The following is a 21,220-nucleotide window of genomic DNA, read 5'->3' on the forward strand; positions in this document are numbered from 1 at the left end:
CAGACGCGCCTCACGGACGCGAATCGGGGATCTCGGGAATGCCGGGGATATCCGGCGCGACGATCGCCGCACCGCCAAACCACGGCAGCGGACAGGCCCGCTGCGCGAGGTACCACGTGAATCCGCACCGGCACGCCATGCCGAAGGCGAAGCCCATGCCGATGCCCGCAATGCCGACGCGCGGCGCCAGCCATGTCCCGACCAGCAGGCCGGCGCCACCGGCGATCGGCGTGGCCAGGCCCAGCAACCGCGTCCGCCGCGTGAGATACAGGCTGTGCGTCAGCAGCAGATACACCGCATGGCAGCCATACCCGAGCGCAATCCAGGGCAGCACGCGCGCGGCCTCGCGATACGCGGGTCCCGCCATCAGCGCGACGAGCCATGGCGACAGCGCCAGCAGCACGACGGCGCCCGCCGCCGCCAGTGCAATCAGCCGCCAGTACGCATGCACGAGCACCGCGTGGTCGCCCGGCGCCTTGCCGCGCAGGCGCGCATAGGCCCATGGCGTCAGCGCCTTGTTGACGCCGTCCGCGACCAGGCCGAACCCGACGCCGATCTGCGCGGCCACCATGTAGATGCCCGCCGCATCGAGGCCAAGCGTCTGCGTGGCGATCCACCGTTCGGCACCCACGAGCAGAAAGCCACCCAGAAAATGCGGAATCAACGGGACCGAGAAAGCCGCGACCTCGCGCACCGCCTCACGCACTGCCTCGCGCGCACGCGGGCACGACCAGGCGCAGGCCAGCCAGCCGCCGCGCCACAGGCACCCGAGCGCGAATGCGCCGGTAATCCACGCGCCGATCGCCTGCCCCCAGATGCGCCCGGACGCGTCGTGCGTGACCCAGAGCACGAGCGCCAGCGACAACGCGATGCCGGCGCCCGCACTGCCGATTTGAAATGCGGCGAAGCGCCACGCGCGCCGCTGCATCATCCATACGCCCACGCAGACTTGCGCGACCGTCATCGCGCCGGCCGCCGGCACGGCAAGCCAGACCCAGTGCGCGTCGAGGCCCGTGAATCGGGCGATCGCGTCACTTGCCATCGTGACCGGCAACGCGAGCAGCAGCGTGCTGGCCGCCACCACGATCGCCCCCGCCACGACCCAGCCGCGAAACGCTTCCGTCGCCCGCGCGTCGTAGCGTGCGTTGATGGCGCCCTGCACGCCCGCGCCGGTCAATGCCGAACACACGCTGATCAGCATCCCGAACATTGCGATCCGCCCGTAGTCGGCCACGGGCAGCACGCGCGTCAGCACGGCCATCAGCAGGAACGGCAGCAACCCGTTGACGACGTTGGCGGCCGCGTAGACCGCCGCGCTCGAGACGCCTCGCATCGGCTTCATGGCAGCTCCGGCCGCGGCTTGGGATGCAGCGAGGGCATCGTCGTCTTTTCGCCGAAGTAGATATCGAGCGACCGCCGCGCGAAGGCTTCCTTGCCGAAACGCGCATGCGCGGCGCGGCGAGCCGCCTCCCCCATCCGTGCGCGCAAGGATGCATCGCGCACGAGCTGCCAGGTGTAGGCGATCAGTTCCTCGTCGGAGCCCGCGACAAACCCCGTGACACCGTGCCGCACGATGTCACGGTTGCCCGACACGCGGCTCACGACGGCCGGGATGCCCATGGCCTGCGCTTCGATCAGCGCGATCGGCATGCCCTCCCACAGCGAGGTCATGACGAAGATGTCGGAGGTAGCCAGCTCCCGCAGCAGCGCATCGCGCTCGAGCCAGCCCGTGATCCGTACCGGCGTTCCCGCGAGCCAGCGCCGGCGCACGTCGTCATCGCCGTCGCCAAGCCAGTCGAAACACGTCGCGTCCGGATCCGCCAGCGCGCGCGCCATCAGGCCGAAGCGCCACGGCGCCTTCGCATACGTGACGCGGCCGCTGGTCACCACGCGCACGCGTCCACCGCCCTCGCGCCCGCCCAAGCGCGCCGCCGTGTCGAGGTCGATCGCATTCTCGAGCAGGCACGTCCGGCGGCTGCGCACCGCAAGTCGCGCGTAGCGCGCCTCGCTCGCCGAGCACGCCGTGACACGCGCGCCCAGCAACCCGAGCGCCTGTTCGATACGCAAGAACAGCCCGCGCTTGCGCGCGGAGATATCGCGCCGCAGGAATGCAAAACCGTGCGGCGAGTAGCACGTACGGCCGATCAGTCCCGACAGCAGCGCCGCCACTCGGCCGAGCGCGCCAGCCTTCGACGAATGCAGATGCACCGCGTCGGCGCCATGCCGGCGCAGCAGCACGGCCAGCTTCAGCACCGCGCCGAGATCGGACCATCCCGGCTCCGTCCGCATGTCGAGCACGATGCGCTGCACGTCGCGATGAAACCCCGTGTCGAGCACCGACACCGGCGGCGTCTCCTCGCGGATCGAATGCACGACGATCACACGGTGCCCCGCGCGTATCTGCTCGTTGGCCAGCAGCTCGATGCAGTGGAGCACGCCGCCGCCCAGCGCTTCGGTCACATGAACGATCGTCGGCATCAGGGGCCTCGCCTTTCCAGAAAGATGCGCTGATGCCAGCCGAACACGTACAGGAAGATCGGCAGCATCGGCGTCAGGTGCTTGATATAGGAGCCGTAGTCGGGCTCGAAGATGCTCTGGATGGTCACGAACGCGAGCAGCAGCGCGACGCAACGCGTCTCGCGCGCGGGCTGGGCCAGCGCGTGTACCGCCATCGCATCGCGCAGCACGGTCCACAGGCGCCGGCCGAGCACCATCGAGACCAGGAAGAACGCCGCGTACACGGGGTTGCCGTCGAGCAGCGGCACCGGCATGAACATCAGCAGGAACTGGAGGACCGCGTTGGCCCACTCGAGCGCGACGTTGCCGGTCGGCAGCAGCGGCAGGATCATCGTGTTCGCATTGGCGTCGTAGAGCCGCGTCTCGTTGACCGTGTAGCGGTAGAACGCGAGGTCCACGCCGAGCACCGTGTGGAAGGCCACCGCCAGCAGCAGGAACGCAAGCATCACGCTCGCGACGAGCATCGGCATATTGCGCGCGACGCGGAATGCCAGCGCGTAGTAGCAATACATCGCGAGCACGAGGAACCAGTACGTGCGGAACCATGTCGCGTAGATCACGACGAGCGGCACCCATGCCAGCAGCCACTGGCGGCGTCCCCTGGAGAGCGAGAAGAAGGCGATCACGCAGAGCAGCACGATCGATTCCTTGCTGTACTGGCCCAGATAGATCGCACCCGTCACGCACGCGAAGCCGAACACGATCAGGTTCAGCAGCGCCCGCCGATCGACACGCTCGGGCGCCGGATAGCAACGCAGCAGGAACACGCCGTAGATCGCGACCGTGAGCAGCGCGGTGACCATCTGACTCTGTGCCAGCCCCGTCAGGTCGTATAGCCGCGCGGTGTTGTCGTAGGAATCGCCGATCTCGAATCCCTGCGTCTGGCCGAAACGCGACGCGATATTGCCGCTGTCGAAGAAGTACTTGCGTGGCAGGATCCACTGGTTCAGCGCGGCCAGCACGACTCCCGCGACGATCCAGCCGATCATGCCAAGGCGCAGCAACTCGCGGTTGCGCGACTGCCGCCCGAGGTCATGCACCCTGCGGAACGAGCCGTGGGAATAGCGGGCGTCAGTGCTTGGCGGGCGCATATTCGTAGGCCACGTAGCGATAGCTGCCGTACTTGCCGCCATAGCTCTGGCGGCCCGAACGCGGGTTCAGGTAATTGAGCAGCACGCCCTTGACGTTCACGCCGTTCTGCTCGAGGCGGCGCTGGATCTCCGCCAGCTCTCCGGCGCGCGTGCGGCCCGCGCGCGCGACGACGAACGTGATGCCCGCGAGCGGCGCGAGGATGACCGCATCGGACACGGCCAGTGCCGGCGGACCGTCGAGCAGCACGACGTCGTATTGCGCCGATACCTCGGCAAGCAGCGCGGCCATCGCGGGCGAATGGAGCAACTCCGACGGGTTCGGCGGCAGCGCGCCCGTGGACAGGAAGTCGAGGTTATCGATGGGGGTGCGGTGGATCGCCGAGGCGAGCTTGCACGTGCCGGCGAGCACATCCGAGACACCGCGCTCTCGCGTGCGGCCGAAGTACTGATTCAGATAGCCGCGCCGCAGATCGCCGTCGATCAGCAGCACGCGCTTGCCCGCGCTTGCGATCAGCGCGGAGAAATTGGCGGAGATGAACGACTTGCCCACGCCGGGCGTCGGTCCCGTGACGAACACGATATTGTTGGGCGCATCGATCATCGCGAACTGCAGCGCCGTGCGCAGGCTGCGCAGGCTCTCCACCGCGGGCTCGTGCGGATGCGTGATCGCCAGGAGGTGCGTGCCGGCGGCCTTCGCGCTTACCTGGCGCGTCAGCTCGCGCTGCGGCTGCGCCGAGGGAATCGTCGCGTAGACGCTCATGCCCACATAGCGCTCGATCTCGTCCACGTCCGTGATGCCGCCGAACATGCGGTCGCGCACGATCGCCGCGATCATGCCCACGAAAAGCCCCACCACCGCGGACACCGCCACCACGAGCCACGCCACGGGCTTGACGGGCAGTTCCGGCTGCACGGCCTCGTCCACCACGCGCACGCTGCCCACCTTGCCGGCCTTGAGCAGGCTCAGCTGCTGCGCGCTCTGCAGCAGGGCCAGATACAGCTCGTTGTTGACCTGCACGTCGCGGCGAAGACGCACGACTTCCTGCTCCACGGCAGGCAGCTTGCGAATGCGCTTGTCCACGTCGCCGAGCACCCGGCGCAGCGCACCGATCTGTTCGTCGATCGTGCCGATGCTCGGATGGTTCGCGGCAAAGCGGCTGTTCAGGTCCGATCGCTTCTGCTCGAGCCCCAGCAGCTGCGTCTGGGCATCGACCGCATACTGCAGCGTCAGCCGCGCCTCGTCGCTGACATCGATCACGCCATGCGCGCGGCGATAGTCGTTGAAGCGCGCCTCCGCGCGTTCGAGCGTCGCCTTCAGCTTGGGCAGTTCGCCATCGAGGAATTCGAGCGACTTGGCCGCTTCCGCCGACTTGCGATCGACGTTCTGCCGCACATACTCGGCGCCGATCTCGTTCATCGTGCGCGCGGTCAGGTCCGGATCGGTCCCCTCCAGCCGCACGCCGATCACGCCCGACTGCTGCTTGCCCTTCTCCTGAATATCGAGCTGCTTCTGGATGCTTTCGACGATGCCGTTGCGCGAATGGCGCACGACCTCGAACTCCGCCCCAGCCCGCGCCTCCATCGCCGTGACATGCAGCGCCACGGCACCGTCGGGCGTCGGTACGATCAGCGTCTGGCCCACGGCGCCCTCGCGCGGCCCTGTCGCGCCATCGAGCGCCTTGCCGTCGAGCCGGTAGCGGCCATTGCCGAGCGCAACCACACGGAACGGCAGCTCCTCGAGCGCGCGCGGCACGTCGAAACGTTCCACCGCAATGCGCTCCGCCCCCCACGCATAGCCGCCCATGCCCATGAGGCCGGGCGTGGACAGGCCGCGCTGCCGGCGCGCGATCCAGTCGCCGATCAGCGGAAAGCGAACCGGATCCGCGTCGATATAGAGGCGGAGCTTGTCCACTGCGGTCGCCACCACGAGGCGCGAACGCAGGATCTCGATCTCGCCCGCCGTGACGGACTTCACCTGAAACAGGCTCGAGACGTTGGCCACGAGGTTGCCGCCGGCCGCCCCGTCGGTGCTGTCCTCCACCTGCAGCATGATGTCCGCGCGATAGACCGGCGGCGCCAGCACGGCATACAGCACGCCCAGGACGATGAACGCCGCGGCAATGGCCGCCACGAGGCGGCGGGATTCGAGAATGGTGTCGAGGTAGGCGCCCAGATCCACCTCGTTCGAGGTCATCTGCGGCAGCGTCATGGGAAGGTCTGGCTTCATGGGCTGAGAGAGCGTGGCGGTGCGCGAAGGGAGGCTGGAGGTCATGCCGGGTGCCGTTCAGTCCAGCGTGCGAATGCGCCGCACCCAGTCGTCGACGCCCCGCGCGATGTCATCCAGGCACGCGGCAAACACCGCGCGGCTCTTGCGATATGGGTCGGCGATATCGAAGTCTCCGTGCTCGCCCAGGCGGAACACCTTGCCGCGCGTGGCCACGCTCATCGTCTCGACCGTGCGGCGCTGCGCGCGGTCCATGACGAGAATGAGATCGGCCTCGGAACACATGCGGGCCGTGAGCGCGTGGGCGCGATGATGGTGGAGATCGATGCCGCGTTGCCCGAGCAGATCGATGGCGATGCCATCGGCCGGATGGCCGACCAGCGCCGAGATGCCCGCCGAGCGAATCGAAAGCGCGCCGAGCTGGGTGCGCAACAGCGCTTCGGCCATCGGGCTCCGGCAGATATTGCCGATGCAGACCACGAGGACGCGCTCGATCATCGGACACCTCCGATGCGCGTGCCCGTGTACACCGAGTTGACCGACGGCAGCAGCAGGCTGATCAGGCGGTTCCAGCGCACGAGCCCCGTGGTATCGACGTACACGACGTCGCGCGCCTGGAGGTCGAATCGCTCGGCAAGCGCGAGCGCGAATGGTGACTTGCTGTCGAGCCTGAAGATCTGCGGGGACTCCGCGCGGTTGCCCGCGCGCATGATGTAGATGGCGTTCGGCGCGGCGGTATCCCCGCGCACGCCGCCGGACTCGCCGAGCGCCTCGCTCAGCGTAAGGCGGCCATCGTTGCGCATCGGTACGCTGCGCGGCTGTAGCACCTCCCCCGCCACCGTGACCTTGAAGTTCTCGCGCGGCAGCACACGCACGATATCGTCGTTACGCAGCAGGACCGATCCCGGATTGATATCGTTGGCGACCATCTCCGGCAGGCTCAGCGTGTAGCTGCGGCCCGCGCGGCTCAGCACGATGCGGCTCTCGTCGCCGGTTTCCGCGGCCCCGCCCGCAGCCGCGAGCGCGGCCGGCAGCGTCATCGGCACACCCGTAATCGGCACCATGCCGGCCTGTCTGACTTCGCCCGCCAGGTATACACGCTGGCTCAGATAGGCGCCCACGCGCACGGTCACCTGCGGCCGCTTGATGAACGGCGTCAGGCGCTGCGTGACGATGGACTGGATCTCGATCTCGGTCTTGCCCGCGACCTGCACCAGACCCGCGTAGGGCAACTGGATCTCGCCGCTCGCGCTGACCATGTACCCGGACAGCGGCGGTGCCGAACCGGCCTGCGTCGGCAACGTGATGCCCGACGGTCCCACCGTGTAGGTAAGGTTCGGCGCAATGAGCTCCGGATGATCCCAGATGGTGATGGACAGCACGTCGTTGGGCCCCACGCGATAGGCGGACGGCGTGGCCGCGAGCGCCGCGTAGTGCTGCAGGATCTCCGTGCGTTGCGCGGCCGCCTGCTCGCCCTGCTGCCGCACGAGCGTGGGCGTGATCTGGGTGATCTCCGGCGTCGCATCGGGCGCGTTCGGGTCGATGGCGCGGTCGCGCGCGTCGCCGGATACCTGCATGCCCGGTATCTGCGCGCAAGCGGAGATCAGCGCGGCGGCCAGCACGATGCCGGCCCGCCGCGACAACTTGGCGGAAGCGTTCAATTGGATTTCCCCTCGAATTCGCGTGTCTTGCGGATCAATGGCCGGCCATTGCCGCCGGTCCTTGCCGCGTTGTTCGTTGGTGTGCCGCCCTGCCGGGTCCGGTACGGATTCAGTAGGCGTTGGCTCCCGTGAAACCCTTGCACAACGTCATCCAGACGATGCGCATGTCGAGCCATAGCGACCAGTGCTGCATGTAATAGAGATCGAAGTACAGGCGGTCCGCCATCTTCTGCACCTGCTCGGTCTCGCCGCGGCAGCCGTTGACCTGGGCCCAGCCCGTGATGCCGGGCTTGACGCGGTAGCGCAGCATGTAACCCTTGAGCAGCGACTTGTATTGATCGTCATGCTGCACGGCATGGGGACGCGGCCCCACCACCGACATCTCGCCGCGCATGACGTTGATGAACTGCGGCAGTTCGTCGAGGCTCGTACGGCGCAGGAACCTGCCCAGCGGCGTGATGCGCGCATCGTTGCGCCGCGCCTGCGTGACCGTGCCGGCCGCTTCGGCGTGCACGACCATCGAGCGGAACTTGTAGATCTGGAACTCGCGCCCATCGATGCCCTTGCGCGTCTGGCGGAAGAACACCGGTCCCGGCGAGGTGGCCTTGATCGCGAGCGCGATCAGCAGCATCAGCGGGCTCAGGCAGATTAGCGCGGCGGCCGAGAACAGGCGGTCGAACACGGCCTTGAAGAACACCGCTTCGCCCGAACCCGGCGATGCGACGAGGTTGATCGCGGGCGCGCCGAGCAGCTCCGACACCTGCGCGGACTTCGGCACGAGGTTGCGGACGTTGGGCAGAAAGCGGATGTTGACGAAGTCGTGCTCGAACTCGCGCAGCACGTCGCCGATCGCGCGTTCCTCGTGCATCGGCAGCGCGAGCCACAGCTCCTTGACGCGCTGCTGCCGCACGCGCCGCGCGAACGCCGGCAGCGAGTTGTACACGGGCAGGCCCGACGCCGCGGCGCCGGACACGGCGCGCGCATCGAACACGCAGACCGGTACCCACCCCGCATTGGCGTGGGTCTGCAGCCGTTCGATCAGGCTCCTGCCGTGTTCATTGCAGCCGACGATCGCCACGTAACGCGTGTCGAAGCCCCGGCTGCGCAGCGCGCGCATGATGCCGTAGGCCACCATGCGCAACACCACCATGGACACCCACGACAGGCCGTACCAGCCCACGTACCAGGCCGCCGGCTCGTCGTTCGCGCGGTGGAACAGCAGTGCGAGGGCGTAGCCCGCGAGCAGCGCGGAGGACCAGCCCAGTGTGAGACGGAACACGAGTTCCGTCATCGAGCGGCCGCGCCACGATTGATAGACGCCGAAAGCAGGCATCATCAGCGCGCCCAGGCACGTCACCATGCCCGCGAACGCACTGGGCCACGCGCTCCAGCCCGCCATCGATCCGAGTCCACGGTAGGCGGCCATTGCCCCGAGCGCGACGCAGAACATGTCTGCCATGCGCGCAGCCAGCTCTGACGATACGACAGGCACGCTGTCGTATCGCGGATCTCCCGATACCATGATGTTCCCTGTTCCCTGCAGTGGCCGTCTCTGCGTCCGCGCGGCCCTTAACCTGCGTGCTGCACCGGTACGCCTTTTTCGTCGACGCTGCCGGCCCTGCACACTCCCCTTCAGTCCGCCGCTTGCCTGCCGGGGAGCGTGCGAGCGCGCCCTCGTGCGGCGAATCTGACAGGGAACCCTTGCGCAACTAGCATGCCCACGGGTGCCACACGTTGGAGGGGTACGGCCCACGGAGGGGCCTCGGGGAAATAACTCGTTGATTTATCGCGACTTATCGTGCGGTAGCGCACACAGTCGCGCCATGCGGGAGGAGACGATGCGGCGAAACGCCGGGGAATGTGTGTTCCGTGTCACGTAACAAATCGAAGGAACAAGGAACACCAGTGCGGAACATGAGCGCCGAACATGAGCGCCGAACACTACCGGTAGCGGTCAGCGGCGGAACCAGAGTATCGATAGCGTACCGGCGATCACCAGCAGCAACACCGATGCCGCCGCGAACAGCGCGCTGACCTCGGTCTCCTTGCGCTCGAGCGCGAAGCGCGCCGTGAGCTGCCGGTACACCTTGCTGAGATCGGACGCCGAGCCCGCCTGGAAATATTCGCCGCCCGTCATCGTCGCCACCGCGCGCAGCGCGGGTTCGTCCAGCTGCATGAAGTAGGACAGGCTGTTGTCGCCGCCCGTCACACCCTGCGGCGAACCGAAGCCCACGGTGTAGACGCGGACGCCGCGCTGCGCGGCCATGCGCGCGGCCTCGATCGGATCGGGGCCCGTCGTGCGCCGCCCGTCGCTGAGCAGGATGACCGCGCCGTGGCGGTACGAACCCGGTTCCGCCGGCGGCCGCTGCTGCTGGCGCTTGCGTGCCGCATCGGCGGCCGCGGCCTCGTCGAGCGAGCCGGGGCGGCTGCCGCGCTCCCATGCGCCGTTGAACAGGATGTTTTCGAGGTCGATTCCATCGTCCGGAAACAGCACGGCCAACGCCTGGATCAAACCGCTGCCGGTCGCGGTCCCACGCTGTAGCTGGAACCGGTCCAGCGCATCGAGCATGTCCTGGCGGTTGTTCGTCGGCGGCTGCACGACGGTGGCCGTCGTGGCAAAGGTCACGATGCCCAGCCGCACGCTGGCGGGCAATCCGACGATGAGATCGCGCGCGGCCTGCTGCGCGGCGACGATACGCGAAGGCGCGACATCGGTCGCCTCCATGCTGCGCGAGGTATCGACGGCCAATACCAGCGTGAGCACGTCAGCGGGCAATGTCACGGTTGCGCTGGGCCGCGCGCACGCAAGAATCGCGGCGGTCAGTGCAAACAGAAAAAGCAAGGGTGGTATGTGCCGCCGCAGACGTTGGCGGGGACCTAATGCAGCGCGCGGTAGCGCTAGACTGGCATAAAGGAGCGCGATCTTTTTCCGCCGCGCGAGCAGATAGACGTAGGCGGCTGCCAGCAACGGGAGCGCGAGCAGCAACCAGAGCATTTGCGGCCAGATAAACTGCATGCCCTGCTCCTTGGCGCGTGGACAAGAGGATGTTACTGTATTTTTGAAAGCGGTACGGGACGTCGGAGGCTGCAATGAAGCGGGTGACGATCTACGGATGGATCTCGGTGGCGATCGCACTGGTGTTTGCAGCCGGTGTGGGGACCGTCTGGCTCGTGCAGCCCAAGCCGCGCGTGCTCACGCAGGCGGACATCGACGCGGCCGTCCTGCACACGCTGACGACGAAGAGTCTGCCGTCGCGCACGGCCCGCGCGGCCGAGGCGGTGCGCGAGTCGGTGGTCGAGATTCGCGGCTATTCCCCCTCCGAGAAAACGCTGGCCGCGGCCTCCGCGCCCAATGCGCCCAACGGCTCCCCCAAGAACGCGCCCAAGGACGATCCGAAAAAACGCAAGGCCGAGAAGAAGGATCCGGCGCAGGATCGCGCGGGCAAGTCCGCGAAGCCGCCCCCGGCCGGACTCTCGCGTCCCGATGAACTCGCGAAGGATCCCGCAAGGGATGCGACGAAGGATCCCACCGGCGGCAAGGACAAATCCACGGACCGCCGCAAGGATGCGACGGGCCCCAAGGGCGCGCCCGCCGGCGACGACGAGCCGAGCCACATCGGGTCGGGCGTGGTCGTGACCGAGAGCGGCACCGTCATCACCAACTATCACGTCGTGGCGGGCGCAAGGCGCCTGGAGGTGCGCTTTCACGACGGTTATGTGGCCGAGGCCACAGTCGTGCAGGCGATTCCCGAAAAAGACCTCGCCATCGTCAAGCCGATGTCGATTCCCGACGACCTGCCCGCCGCCACGCTCGGCTCCAGCCGCGATCTCGCGCCGGGCTCGGAAGTGGTCGCGGTCGGCTTTCCGTTCGGCATCGGCCCTTCCGTCTCGGCCGGCGTGGTGTCGGGGCTCGATCGCGAGTTCATCTCGCCGGACAGCAAGGTCAAGCTCGACAAGCTCATTCAGTTCGACGCGGCGGCGAATCCCGGCAATTCCGGCGGCCCGCTGGTCAACATGAACGGCGAGGTCGTCGGTATCGTCACCGCCATCCTCAACCCCAGTCAGAGCGGCACCTTTATCGGCATCGGTTTTGCCATCACGATCGAGAGTGCGGGCGGTTCCCTTGGATCTTCTCCTTTCTGATCTCCTTTCCCAAGACGCGGAGGCCTATGAACGATCAAGCCCGTGGTGCTGCGGACAGCGCCAACATGATGGAGCGCCTGCTGTTCGAGGTGAAACGCGTCGTGGTCGGTCAGGACCACTTTCTGGAGCGCGTGCTCGTGGCCATGCTCGCGGGCGGCCACCTGCTCGTGGAAGGGGTGCCGGGGCTCGCGAAGACGCTCACGGTGAATACGCTCGCGCGCACGATGAGCGGCACGTTCAAGCGCATCCAGTTCACGCCGGACCTGCTGCCGGCCGATCTGATCGGCACGCGCATGTACAACCAGGGCACGGGCGAGTTCTCGACCGTGCGCGGCCCGGTGTTCGCCAACCTGCTGCTGGCCGATGAAATCAACCGCGCGCCGGCCAAGGTCCAGAGCGCGCTGCTCGAGGTCATGCAGGAGAAGCAGGTCACCATCGCCGGGGAGACGCATCGCGTGCCCTCGCCGTTCCTCGTGATGGCCACGCAGAACCCGATCGAGACGGAAGGCACGTATCCGCTGCCCGAAGCGCAGGTGGACCGCTTCATGATGAAGGTGCTGGTCGGCTACCCGAGCGAGGAAGAGGAGGTGGTCATCGTCAATCGCGTGACGGGGCCGCGCATCAACGTCGGCGCGATCGCCACGCCCGAGTTGCTCGCCGATCTGCAGGAAGAGTGCCGCCGCGTCTACGTGGACCCGGGACTGATCCAGTATGCGGTGCGCGTGGTCGCGGCCACGCGCAAGCCCAGCGCCTACGGGCTGGAGGACATGGACCGCTACGTGACTTTCGGCGCGAGCCCGCGCGCGACCATCGGCCTTATCGAAGGCGCGCGCGCGCTGGCCTACCTGCGCGCGCGGCACTACGCATTGCCCGAGGATGTGATCGACCTCGTGCCCGACGTGCTGCGGCACCGCCTTGCGCTGTCGTACGAAGCCATGTCCGACGGCGTGACCGCGGACCAGCTGATCGCGCGCATCCTGCAGGTGCTGCCCGTCCCCGAACGTCCGCTGGAATCCCATGTTCGGGCGGCTGCGCGGTAAGCGCCAGCGCGGTGCCGACACCGCGCCCCCGATCGATCCGCCGGTACCGCAGGCGACCGAGCGCGCCGGACTCGGTTCGGGCCATACCGATGCGCTCGTGCGGCGGCTCGAATGGACCGTCGTGCGGCGGCTCGACGGACTGCTGCAGGGCGACTACCGGACGCTGTTCCGCGGCTTCGGCCTCGACCTCGCCGATCTGCGCGAGTACCAGCCCGGCGACGACGTGCGCCATATCGACTGGAACGTGACCGCGCGCCTGCAGGTGCCGCACGTGCGCGAGTTCCAGGAAGACCGGGAGGTGTCCGTCTGGTTCCTGCTCGATCTGAGCGGGTCCGTCGGCTTCGGTTCGGGCGAGGTCAGCAAGCGCGACCTGCTCAGCGATTTCACGACCGTGATGGGACTGCTGCTGACGCGCTACGGCAACCGCGTCGGTGCGGTGCTCTATGGCGGGTCGGGCGCGAAAGGCGGCACAAAGGACGGGCGCAATCCGGCCGCCGCATCGGTGATCCCCGCCCGCGCGGGGCGCCGTCATCTGCTCCATATGATCGACCGCATGCACGCGACCCCGGCCGCGTCGCCAGGCGACACGCAACTGCGCGATCTGCTCGATCGCGCGCGCGGTGTCGCCACCCGGCGCTCGGTGATGTTCGTCGTGTCCGATTTCATCAGCACGCCCGGCTGGCAGGCGGCCCTCGGCACGCTTGCGCGCCGCCACGAGGTGGTGGCCGTGCGGCTCGTCGATCCGCTCGAGACGGCAATGCCCGATCTCGGCCTCGTGGTGTTGCAGGACGCCGAGACCGGCGAGCAGATGTTCGTCGACACGCACGACCCGGCCTTTCGCAAGCGCTTTGCGGAGGCGGCCGAAGCGCGCGAAGCGGAACTGCGACAGGGATTTGCCCGCGCGGGCGTCGCCTGCCTGACGCTCTCCACGTACGCGCGGCTCGACCTCGCACTGCTGCATTTCGCGCGCCAGCAGCAGCACCGGCAGAGCGCGAGCCGCGCCGCCGCCGAGTCGCTGGTCAAGGGAGCCGTGTAATGGATGCGATGGACCGCCTTCCGGTACTCAGCTTCCTGTGGCCCAGCCTGCTATGGCTGCTTGCGCTCGTGGTCCTGCTCGCGGCCGGCTACGCGTGGCTCGACCGGCGCCGGCGACGGACGGCCATTGCCTATCCCGCGCTGAAGACGATCGGTGTCGTGGCCAGGTCCGGCGCGGGATGGCGGCGCCATGTGCCACCCGTGCTGGCGCTGCTCGCGCTGACCTCGCTCGTCGTGGCCATCGCGCGGCCGCAGGCCATCATGACGCTGCCCTCGCGCATCGAAACCGTCATCCTCGTCATCGACCTGTCGGGCAGCATGCGCGCGCAGGACATCAAGCCAAGCCGCATCCGCGCCGCGCAGCAGGCGGCCAAGGTTCTCGTGGATGCGCAGCCCGCGCGCGTGAGCACGGGTGTGGTCGCCATGGCGGGCACCGCCGCGCTCGCGCAGGCGCCCAGCCGCAGGAAGGACGAAGTCACGACGGCCATCGACAAGCTGCAGCCGCAGGGCGGCACCGCGCTCGGCAATGGGCTGCTTATCGCACTCACGGCATTGCTGCCGCAACTGAACAACGACGCAGCGCGCATGCTCAGCGACGACGATGACGCGATTCCGGTTCGCAAGCCGCGATCGGGCAACAACGCGGCGGACAACAATGGCGCGCCGCCTTCCGAAACCGCGCAGCCCGGCTCCTATGCGGCGGGCGCCATCGTGCTGTTCTCCGACGGCGAGAGCAATGCGGGACCCGCCGCGCTGCAGGCCGCGCAACTCGCGGCCGAGAATGGCGTGCGCATCTACACCGTGGGCGTCGGCACCACCGACGGCGTGGTGCTGAAGGTCGATGGCCTCTCCTCGCGCGTCAAGCTCGACGAGCAGGCGCTGAAGCAGGTGGCCGATGCCACCGATGGACAGTACTTCCGGCTGGAGGATGCGAGCAAGCTGACCAAGGTGTACGAGGCGCTGCACGCGAAGCTGTCGCTGGGCAAGCGCGACCAGACCGAAGTCACCGCGTTCTTCGCGGCATTCGGCGCCCTGCTCGCGACCATCGCGGGCATGCTGTCGCTATGGTGGTTCGGGCGCGTGCTGTAGTACACCTTTGTAGTCGGCCTGACGTCAATCCAGCATCAGCGCCACGTTGCGCTCGGCGAGCGCGGCAATCGTGCGCGAAGGATTGAGGCCGAGCGCGCGCGGCACGATCGCGCCATCCATCACGTATAGCCCGTCATAGCCGAACACGCGTCCGCGCGCATCGACGACGCCCTCCGCGGGCGACATCCCCATATTGCAGCCGCCCAGCGGATGCGGCGTCACGAGGTTGCGCAGCACGGTCCATGTCGGCGGCACCAGCGGCTTGCCGCCGGTTGCCTCCGACAGCATCCGGTGCGCGGCGATCATGCCCTCGATGACCGGCTCCGAACCGCGATACGACCACGACAGGTTCAGCCCGCGCCGCCACGGCGCATACCATTTGCGACGCAATAGCAGCTGTCCGTCGCCGGGCTCCAGCGCCTGGCCGAACCACGGCATCATCGTCTCGAGCGGATCGCCATCGGAAATCATCTCGCCCAGCTCGCGCCAGAACCGGCGCAGCTTGCCGCGCGGATGCCTGCGCAGACGGTCGCGTATGACGTTTCCCGCGACATCGGGCACGCCGCCGTCCTCGACGAACAGCGACTGTTCGCCGGGCCCCGCGCGATCGAGCAGATCGATCACGCAGGAGATGGTGATCCCGTGCGAGGGAGAGACCCGCCGATTGGGGTAGAACGCCGGCGTAACGAAATCCCCGTTGTGCGCCCAGCCATGGCCCAGCCTCGGCGACAATTCCGGCAGCGTGCGATGCTCGTCACGGCAGCGCAGCAACAGCTCGGTGCTGCCGATGGACCCCGCGGCGATCAGCACGTTCGAGCCCGTGACGCTACCGGGTATCCGCGCATGCGTCTCCACATCCAGCTGCTCGAACTGCACACGCCACCCGCGCGCAAGCGGTTCGAGCCTGTGTACGAGGTGCAGCGGCCAGATTTCCGCGCCATACGTTCTGGCGACGGCAAGATAGTTGAGGTCGAGCGTGTTCTTCGCGCCGACCTGGCAGCCAATATCGCAGTTGCCGCAATGCACGCACGTCCCCTGCGTCTTGCCATGCGCGTTGACGAACGGCACCGAATGGCGATCGTCGCGCGCATCGGGAAGATTCGGCGACCACGTCGGCGAGAAGCTCACCGCGACCGGCAGCTTGCGGAAGCGATCGCCCCAGCCGCAGCGCTCCGCTGCCTCGCGCATCAACAGCTCGCGCGCGCTTTCCTGCCCCACGGGAACGGTCTGCACGTCGAGCATGCGGCCCACCTCCTCGTAGTAGGGCCCCAGGGCCCCGTACGTGATCTCGGGCGGCCATCCCTGCAGGAAGACTTCGGGCTTCGCCTCGACCGACACGTTTGCGTAGATCAGCGAGCCGCCGCCGACGCCCGCGCCCGCGATGACCCATACGTCGCGGAACGTGCGCAGGTCCGCCCATCCATTGAAGCGATGCGGCAGCGACTGGTCCCACAGCCACGGCGCATCCAGGCCGCGTGGGTAGGTACCGGGCGACCACTCGCGTCCTCGCTCCAGCACCAGCACCTTGCGTCCGGCCTGTGCGAGCCGGCAGGCCGATACCGCGCCGCCGAACCCGCTGCCGATGACGATTGCGTCGTAGTCGCATGCATTCATGATGGCGCCCGGTTGGATGGCGTGCGGGGAATCTCGATCGGCGGCTCGATCAGATGCAGGCTCCTGGCCGGCACGGGCTCGCCATGCGCGGGGGCGAAGCGCGGGCCGTGATCGCCGGGCTGCACGCGCAGCCGCCATGTTCGCTTGACGTGCGTCAGGACCTTCGCGCCGCGGCCCAGTGTCCATCCCCGGCAGACGCGCTCGAGCTTGAGCGGGTATATGGTCAGCCTGTCGTCCTCGAAGTGCATGCGCAGAAAACACTTGTAGTCTTCGATACGCTGCGACGAGAACACTTCCTCGGCATGCAATCCCCAGGCGCGGTTGGTCAGCACCATCCACACGCCGAACAGCAGGCCCCCGAGCGTGCTGCCGAGTACCAGCGTCTCGATGACGAAGACGCCGACCTGCCTCAGGTCGTCCGCGTCGAGTCCGAGGTGATGCAGGTTGACGCGTCCCATCAGCCAGAGCAGGCCCACGGCAAGCCCGAAATGCAGCAGACCGTGGACGGCGCCGGCGAAGAACGCGAAACCTGTCGCCCGCTTGACGCCCGACGCCGACAGCGCGCCGCATCCGCCGACGATCGCCAGCATGTACACCACCGACGAAGGGCTATGGGCGACGGCCCAGAACAGCTGCCGCCAGGTCTCGCACGCATTGCCGAGAGACGGCGGCAGGTCGGCCAGCACCTCCATCACGCTGCGGCCGCCTCGCATCGGGCTCGGCACCTTGCTCGCGCTCTGCACCATCCAGATCCACAGCAGATACAGCACGGCGAGCACACCGCAGAACGACAGGTTGCGCGTGGGAAGACGCCACGCATGGTCGCGCAGCCGCTCGGAGGTCGGCTTGTCCGGATAGATCGCCGCCAGCGTGTAATGCTGCTTGATGCCGGCCACGGTAATCGGCTTGGGCGGATCGGGCAGCGCATGCGTGCCGTGCACGAACGCGCCACCGCCGCCGCACGTAATGCGCTGCGGGGCGCCCGAGCCCGCGCGCGGCGCAAAGCGGGCATAGTGATGCGAATCGCCGGCCAGCACGAGCACGAGATGCTCGCCGAGCAGGACCTCGATTTCGCGCAGGCTCCGGAAGCGCGGCGTCAGCGTTTCGATCGACGGCAGCGCCTTGCGTCCTTCGCGTTCGACACGCTCGGCTTCATCCACCCAGCTCGGCTCGGGCGTGCACACCACGACGCGATCGCCGGGCAGCAGCGCCTTGTGCATCGCGTTGAAGTAATCGCGCTGCGGTCGATCGATGGCCGACTCCAGTTGCAGATCGAGCCCCCACACCCACCAGCCGGGCCGCACCTTGAGCGCGTAGTAGCTCGTGCGCTGCTTGGTGACCCATCGGCCCACGGGCTTGCCATTGCAGAACAGCTGCGCAAACCCGCGCAGGCCGTCGTACCAGTCATGATTGCCCGGTGTGGCCAGCATCCACGGCGCGTCCGGGATTGCGATGGGTGCCTCGGGATCGCTCGTCGCCGCATCGGAGACGGGCGCGGGCGATGCGGCGCGAAAAGGGTCGAGGAAGCGTGTCCGGTAGCCATTGCGCGCGGGCGTCGGATAGACCTGATCGCCACCGAGCAGCAATACGCGGCCGGCGGGGAGCGTGCGCGGTGGCGCCTGGTCGAGCGTGACCGGCTGGCTCACGCACAGCGCCATCGAGTACGTGGAATCCCAGCCGTCGCCGGTATCGGCCAGATAGTCGATCCATACGCCATCGTCCGTGCCCGCGCCGCCTGCTGGCACCTCGAGCGGCGGATTGCTGGCAAGCGGCATAAGCGCGGCCTGCACCTCGCGAGGGTCCGCAAAGGCGCCCAGCGTCGTTGCCACGGCCGTGCGCAACGCCGTGCGTGCGAGCTGCAGCGGGCCAAGCCAGTTGACCATCGGCTCGCGCGTGTAGAGCTCGACGCGGCCGGCGCGCTCATCGACACCAGCGGCACCCGCCGGTGCTACGACCTTGCGAACCTCGATCGATTCGTCAACCACCGGACGGCCCCCCAGCGACTCATCGCGTCAACTGCACCGTGGATGGTGTGATTCATAGTGTATGGCGCGCGAAATTGCAAACCGCGCGCGGGCCGGGGCCGCGCGCGGACAGGACTGGGACGTCAGATGCTGATGCCTGCGTCAGGCGCGTCCGTCAGCCAAACTCGGCCGTCGAATACGCCACGCCGTCGCGGCCCGGATCGGCGCCGCCCTCGAGCATGGCGCCCGCGATACGGATCGCATGCACCCACGCGATGGTGTAGTTGTACGGGTTGCGAATGACCTCGTAACCGATCTGCTCGAGCTCCCGCGCGACGGCGCGCGGAATGCGATTGCTGATATCGATCGCATTGCTCGTCGACGAGAAGCGCGGTGCCGAGACGGCCTGCTGCATCGGCATGCCGAAGTCCACCACGTTCATGATCGCCTGCAGCACGCCCATCGCGATCTGCGTGCCGCCGGGCGCGCCGAGCACGATCTCGGGCTTGCCGTCGCGGAACACGATGGTCGGGCATGACGACGTGAATCGCCGTTTGCCCGGGGCGATGCTGCCCGCGCGACCTGGCCGCGGATCGAAGACGCCCATGCAGCCGTTGTAGAGGAAGCCCAGCCCGTCGGTAATCGCGCCGGAGGGCATGGCGAGCGAATGCGTCAGCGACACGCAGTTGCCATCGCGATCGACCACCGACAGATGCGTGGTATCGCGCGGCACCACGTGGCCCGGGTTCACGCGCGTGACGGCAACTCGCTCGCCCGCGCGCACCGCGGCGGCCGTGCGGTCCGCGCGCGCATCGGACAGCAGGTCCGCGAGCGGCACGTCCACGAACGCCGGATCGCCGATATGCAGGTCCTTGTCCACGGTCGCCTGCTTCATGACCTCGCAGACGATGCGCATGTACTCGGGCGAGTTGTGCGCGATGGCGCCGAAGTCGAAGCGCTCCAGCGCATGGAGCATCTCCAGCAGCATCGCGCCGCCACCGGGCGGCTGGTTCGTGGTAACGACGCGGTCGCGATAGCGGCCGACCAGCGGCTTCTGGCGAATGACGCGATAGTCCTCGAGGTCCTTGCGCGTGAGCAGGCCGCCGTGCGCGCGCATGTCGGCATCGATAGCCTCGGCGATGGCGCCGCGATAGAACGTATCGGCACCGCCACGCGCAATCTCTTCCAGCACGCCGGCAAAGTCCCGGTTGACCACAGGCATGCCGATGGTCTTCGGCAGACCATCCTCCTTGCAGTACAGCGCCCGGCCCGATGCACTATAAGCCAGCCGCTCCCGATTGCTCGCGCGGCCCAGCGTGGCATCGTCGTTCCAGAACGAATACATGCCCGGCCGCACAAAGTAGCCGTCGCGCGCCCATGCGATCGCCGGGGCGACCACTTCCGCCCACGGCAGGCGGCCGTGGGCGGCATGCATCGCCTCCAGCCCGCGCAGCGTGCCCGGCGTGGCGATGGACTGGTAGCCGATATCGTTGACGCGGTCCTTGATGAAGAAGCCGAAGCCGTCGCGGGCCTCGCCTTCCAGCATGTCCGCCCACATGTCGGCCCGCGCGCTGCCCGGCGCCGTCGCATGGAAGTCGAAGTATTCGTGCACGCCGCCCTCGGGCTTGTACACCACGCCGGTGCCGAAGCCCGCGATACCGCACATCAGGGGATCGACCACGGTCTGCGCCAGCGCGCAGGCGACGGCCGCGTCGACGGCATTGCCGCCGGCCTTGAGGATCTCGATGCCCGATTCGGCCGCTTCCGGCTGCGGGCATACCACCATTCCAGTGTCGTACATGATCGGTCGTCCGTTCCCGGTTGGCCTCAATTGGCCTTGAAGTCGATGTTCGCGATGGCGTCCTGCAGCTTGGCGGTATCGCGCGCGGTCAGTTGCATCAGACGTTCGCGCGCACCCGGCATCGCGACCACCTGCATGGCCTTGAGCTTGTCGAGCGCGGTCTTGTCCGCGAGAAAGCGTTGCGTGGCGGCATGCAGGCGCGTCAGCACCTCGGCGGAGGTGCCCGCCTTTGCCGCCACGCCCATCCAGCCGAGATCGTCGAAGCCGACGAGGCCCAGTTCGGCGGCGGTGGGCACATCGGGCAGATCGGGCGTGCGCTTCGGCGCAAACTGCACGAGCGGCACGAGCTTGCCCGCGCGGATCTGCGGCATCGCCGAGCCCAGCACCGGCGCCATGATCTGTGTCTGTCCACCGACGGTGGCCACGATGCCATCCGGCTCACCCTTGTACGGGATATGCGTCAGGCGGATGTTCTGGTTCTTCTGGAACAACTCCACGACGACGTGCGTGGAATTGCCCGCGCCAGAGGAGGCGAAGTTGATCGCGCCCGGATTCGCCTTGGCGGCGGCGATCAGGTCCGCGAGCGTGCGGTAACCGGTCTGGGGGTTGGCGACGAGTACGAACGGCACGGTGGTCAGCACGGCCACGGGCGCGAAGTCCTTCTCGGGGGAATAGCTCAGCGGCGCGTAGGCGAATTTGTTCAGCACCATCTGCGACACGCCGGCGAGGAACAGCGTGCAGCCATCGGCAGGCTGGGACAGCACGTACTTGGCCGCGATGACGCCGCCCGCGCCCGCGCGGTTCTCCACCACCACGGGCGTGCCGATGTCGCGCCCGACGTTCTCTGCCCACATGCGCGCGAGCGTATCGGTGCTGCCACCGGCCTGCTGCGACACCACGAGCCGGATCGGCCGCGTGTTACCGGGTTCTCCGCAGGCCCATCCGGCCGCCGATGCACCCATAGCGAGCACCGTCGCCAGCAGTTTCCCCAGAATGGAGATTTTTCTCATGTCGTTTCCCTCGTGGTCGGTCTGATTTTCG

The 21,220-nt window shown here is 67.9% G+C and carries 16 protein-coding genes; 4 read left to right on the forward strand and 12 right to left on the reverse strand.

Annotated features, from left to right (window positions below; genetic code table 11):
• Nucleotides 1-10: 10 nt before the first annotated feature.
• The 8 genes from FOB72_RS25215 to FOB72_RS25250 all read right to left on the reverse strand — a co-directional run bounded on the left by FOB72_RS25215 (nt 11) and on the right by FOB72_RS25250 (nt 10,509).
• Nucleotides 11-1,342, reverse strand: coding sequence for a lipopolysaccharide biosynthesis protein (locus FOB72_RS25215; RefSeq protein WP_150375388.1), 1,332 nt, complete (start codon nt 1,340-1,342; stop codon nt 11-13).
• A complete protein-coding gene (locus tag FOB72_RS32300; protein WP_191002406.1) occupies nt 1,339-2,478 on the reverse strand; it encodes a glycosyltransferase in 1,140 nt (379 codons plus the stop codon). Before FOB72_RS32300 ends, FOB72_RS25215 begins: the two co-directional genes overlap by 4 nt.
• Nucleotides 2,478-3,608, reverse strand: a complete 1,131-nt coding sequence (locus FOB72_RS25225; RefSeq protein WP_150375390.1) for a hypothetical protein — start codon at nt 3,606-3,608, stop codon at nt 2,478-2,480. The genes FOB72_RS32300 and FOB72_RS25225 overlap by 1 nt, the downstream gene beginning before the upstream one ends.
• Nucleotides 3,589-5,835 carry a polysaccharide biosynthesis tyrosine autokinase gene (locus FOB72_RS25230; protein WP_150377394.1) on the reverse strand — a complete coding sequence of 749 codons (2,247 nt, stop codon included), beginning with the start codon at nt 5,833-5,835 and terminating at the stop codon, nt 3,589-3,591. Before FOB72_RS25230 ends, FOB72_RS25225 begins: the two co-directional genes overlap by 20 nt.
• 57 nt (nt 5,836-5,892) lie before the next feature.
• Entirely contained in the window at nt 5,893-6,330 is a 438-nt protein-coding gene (locus FOB72_RS25235; RefSeq protein ID WP_150375392.1) for a low molecular weight protein-tyrosine-phosphatase, read from the reverse strand.
• Complete coding sequence (locus FOB72_RS25240) at nt 6,327-7,493, reverse strand: polysaccharide biosynthesis/export family protein (protein WP_223851562.1); 1,167 nt, start codon at nt 7,491-7,493, stop codon at nt 6,327-6,329. The genes FOB72_RS25235 and FOB72_RS25240 overlap by 4 nt, the downstream gene beginning before the upstream one ends.
• 109 nt (nt 7,494-7,602) lie before the next feature.
• Complete coding sequence (locus FOB72_RS25245) at nt 7,603-8,952, reverse strand: undecaprenyl-phosphate glucose phosphotransferase (protein ID WP_223851563.1); 1,350 nt, start codon at nt 8,950-8,952, stop codon at nt 7,603-7,605.
• Nucleotides 8,953-9,447: 495 nt separating this feature from the next.
• Nucleotides 9,448-10,509 carry a VWA domain-containing protein gene (locus FOB72_RS25250; RefSeq protein ID WP_150375396.1) on the reverse strand — a complete coding sequence of 354 codons (1,062 nt, stop codon included), beginning with the start codon at nt 10,507-10,509 and terminating at the stop codon, nt 9,448-9,450.
• A gap of 74 nt (nt 10,510-10,583) precedes the next feature.
• On the opposite strand from FOB72_RS25250, the gene FOB72_RS25255 reads away from it, so the two are divergent.
• From FOB72_RS25255 to FOB72_RS25270, 4 genes are read left to right on the forward strand one after another with little or no spacing between them, the layout of a single operon-like run.
• Nucleotides 10,584-11,636: a trypsin-like peptidase domain-containing protein gene (locus FOB72_RS25255; RefSeq protein ID WP_150375398.1), complete on the forward strand. Its 1,053-nt coding sequence runs from the start codon at nt 10,584-10,586 to the stop codon at nt 11,634-11,636.
• 26 nt (nt 11,637-11,662) lie between these two features.
• Entirely contained in the window at nt 11,663-12,676 is a 1,014-nt protein-coding gene (locus tag FOB72_RS25260) for an AAA family ATPase (RefSeq protein WP_150375400.1), read from the forward strand.
• Nucleotides 12,654-13,712, forward strand: a complete 1,059-nt coding sequence (locus FOB72_RS25265) for a DUF58 domain-containing protein (RefSeq protein WP_150375402.1) — start codon at nt 12,654-12,656, stop codon at nt 13,710-13,712. Before FOB72_RS25260 ends, FOB72_RS25265 begins: the two co-directional genes overlap by 23 nt.
• Nucleotides 13,712-14,800 (forward strand): VWA domain-containing protein, encoded by a 1,089-nt coding sequence (locus FOB72_RS25270; protein WP_150375404.1) that lies wholly within the window; start codon nt 13,712-13,714, stop codon nt 14,798-14,800. Before FOB72_RS25265 ends, FOB72_RS25270 begins: the two co-directional genes overlap by 1 nt.
• A 24-nt stretch (nt 14,801-14,824) precedes the next feature.
• Here the strand turns inward: FOB72_RS25270 and FOB72_RS25275 are convergent, their stop codons facing one another.
• The 4 genes from FOB72_RS25275 to FOB72_RS25290 form a co-directional block, all read right to left on the reverse strand.
• A complete protein-coding gene (locus FOB72_RS25275) occupies nt 14,825-16,414 on the reverse strand; it encodes a GMC oxidoreductase (RefSeq protein ID WP_150375406.1) in 1,590 nt (529 codons plus the stop codon).
• Nucleotides 16,411-18,399, reverse strand: coding sequence for a preprotein translocase subunit YajC (locus tag FOB72_RS25280; RefSeq protein WP_223851564.1), 1,989 nt, complete (start codon nt 18,397-18,399; stop codon nt 16,411-16,413). Before FOB72_RS25280 ends, FOB72_RS25275 begins: the two co-directional genes overlap by 4 nt.
• Before the next feature lie 154 nt (nt 18,400-18,553).
• Nucleotides 18,554-20,179 carry a gamma-glutamyltransferase gene (ggt, locus tag FOB72_RS25285; RefSeq protein ID WP_223851565.1) on the reverse strand — a complete coding sequence of 542 codons (1,626 nt, stop codon included), beginning with the start codon at nt 20,177-20,179 and terminating at the stop codon, nt 18,554-18,556.
• A gap of 26 nt (nt 20,180-20,205) precedes the next feature.
• Nucleotides 20,206-21,189: a Bug family tripartite tricarboxylate transporter substrate binding protein gene (locus tag FOB72_RS25290; protein WP_150375408.1), complete on the reverse strand. Its 984-nt coding sequence runs from the start codon at nt 21,187-21,189 to the stop codon at nt 20,206-20,208.
• Nucleotides 21,190-21,220: the final 31 nt, after the last annotated feature.

The sequence above is a fragment of the Cupriavidus pauculus genome, assembly GCF_008693385.1.
Classification (GTDB): Bacteria; Pseudomonadota; Gammaproteobacteria; order Burkholderiales; family Burkholderiaceae; genus Cupriavidus; species Cupriavidus pauculus_D.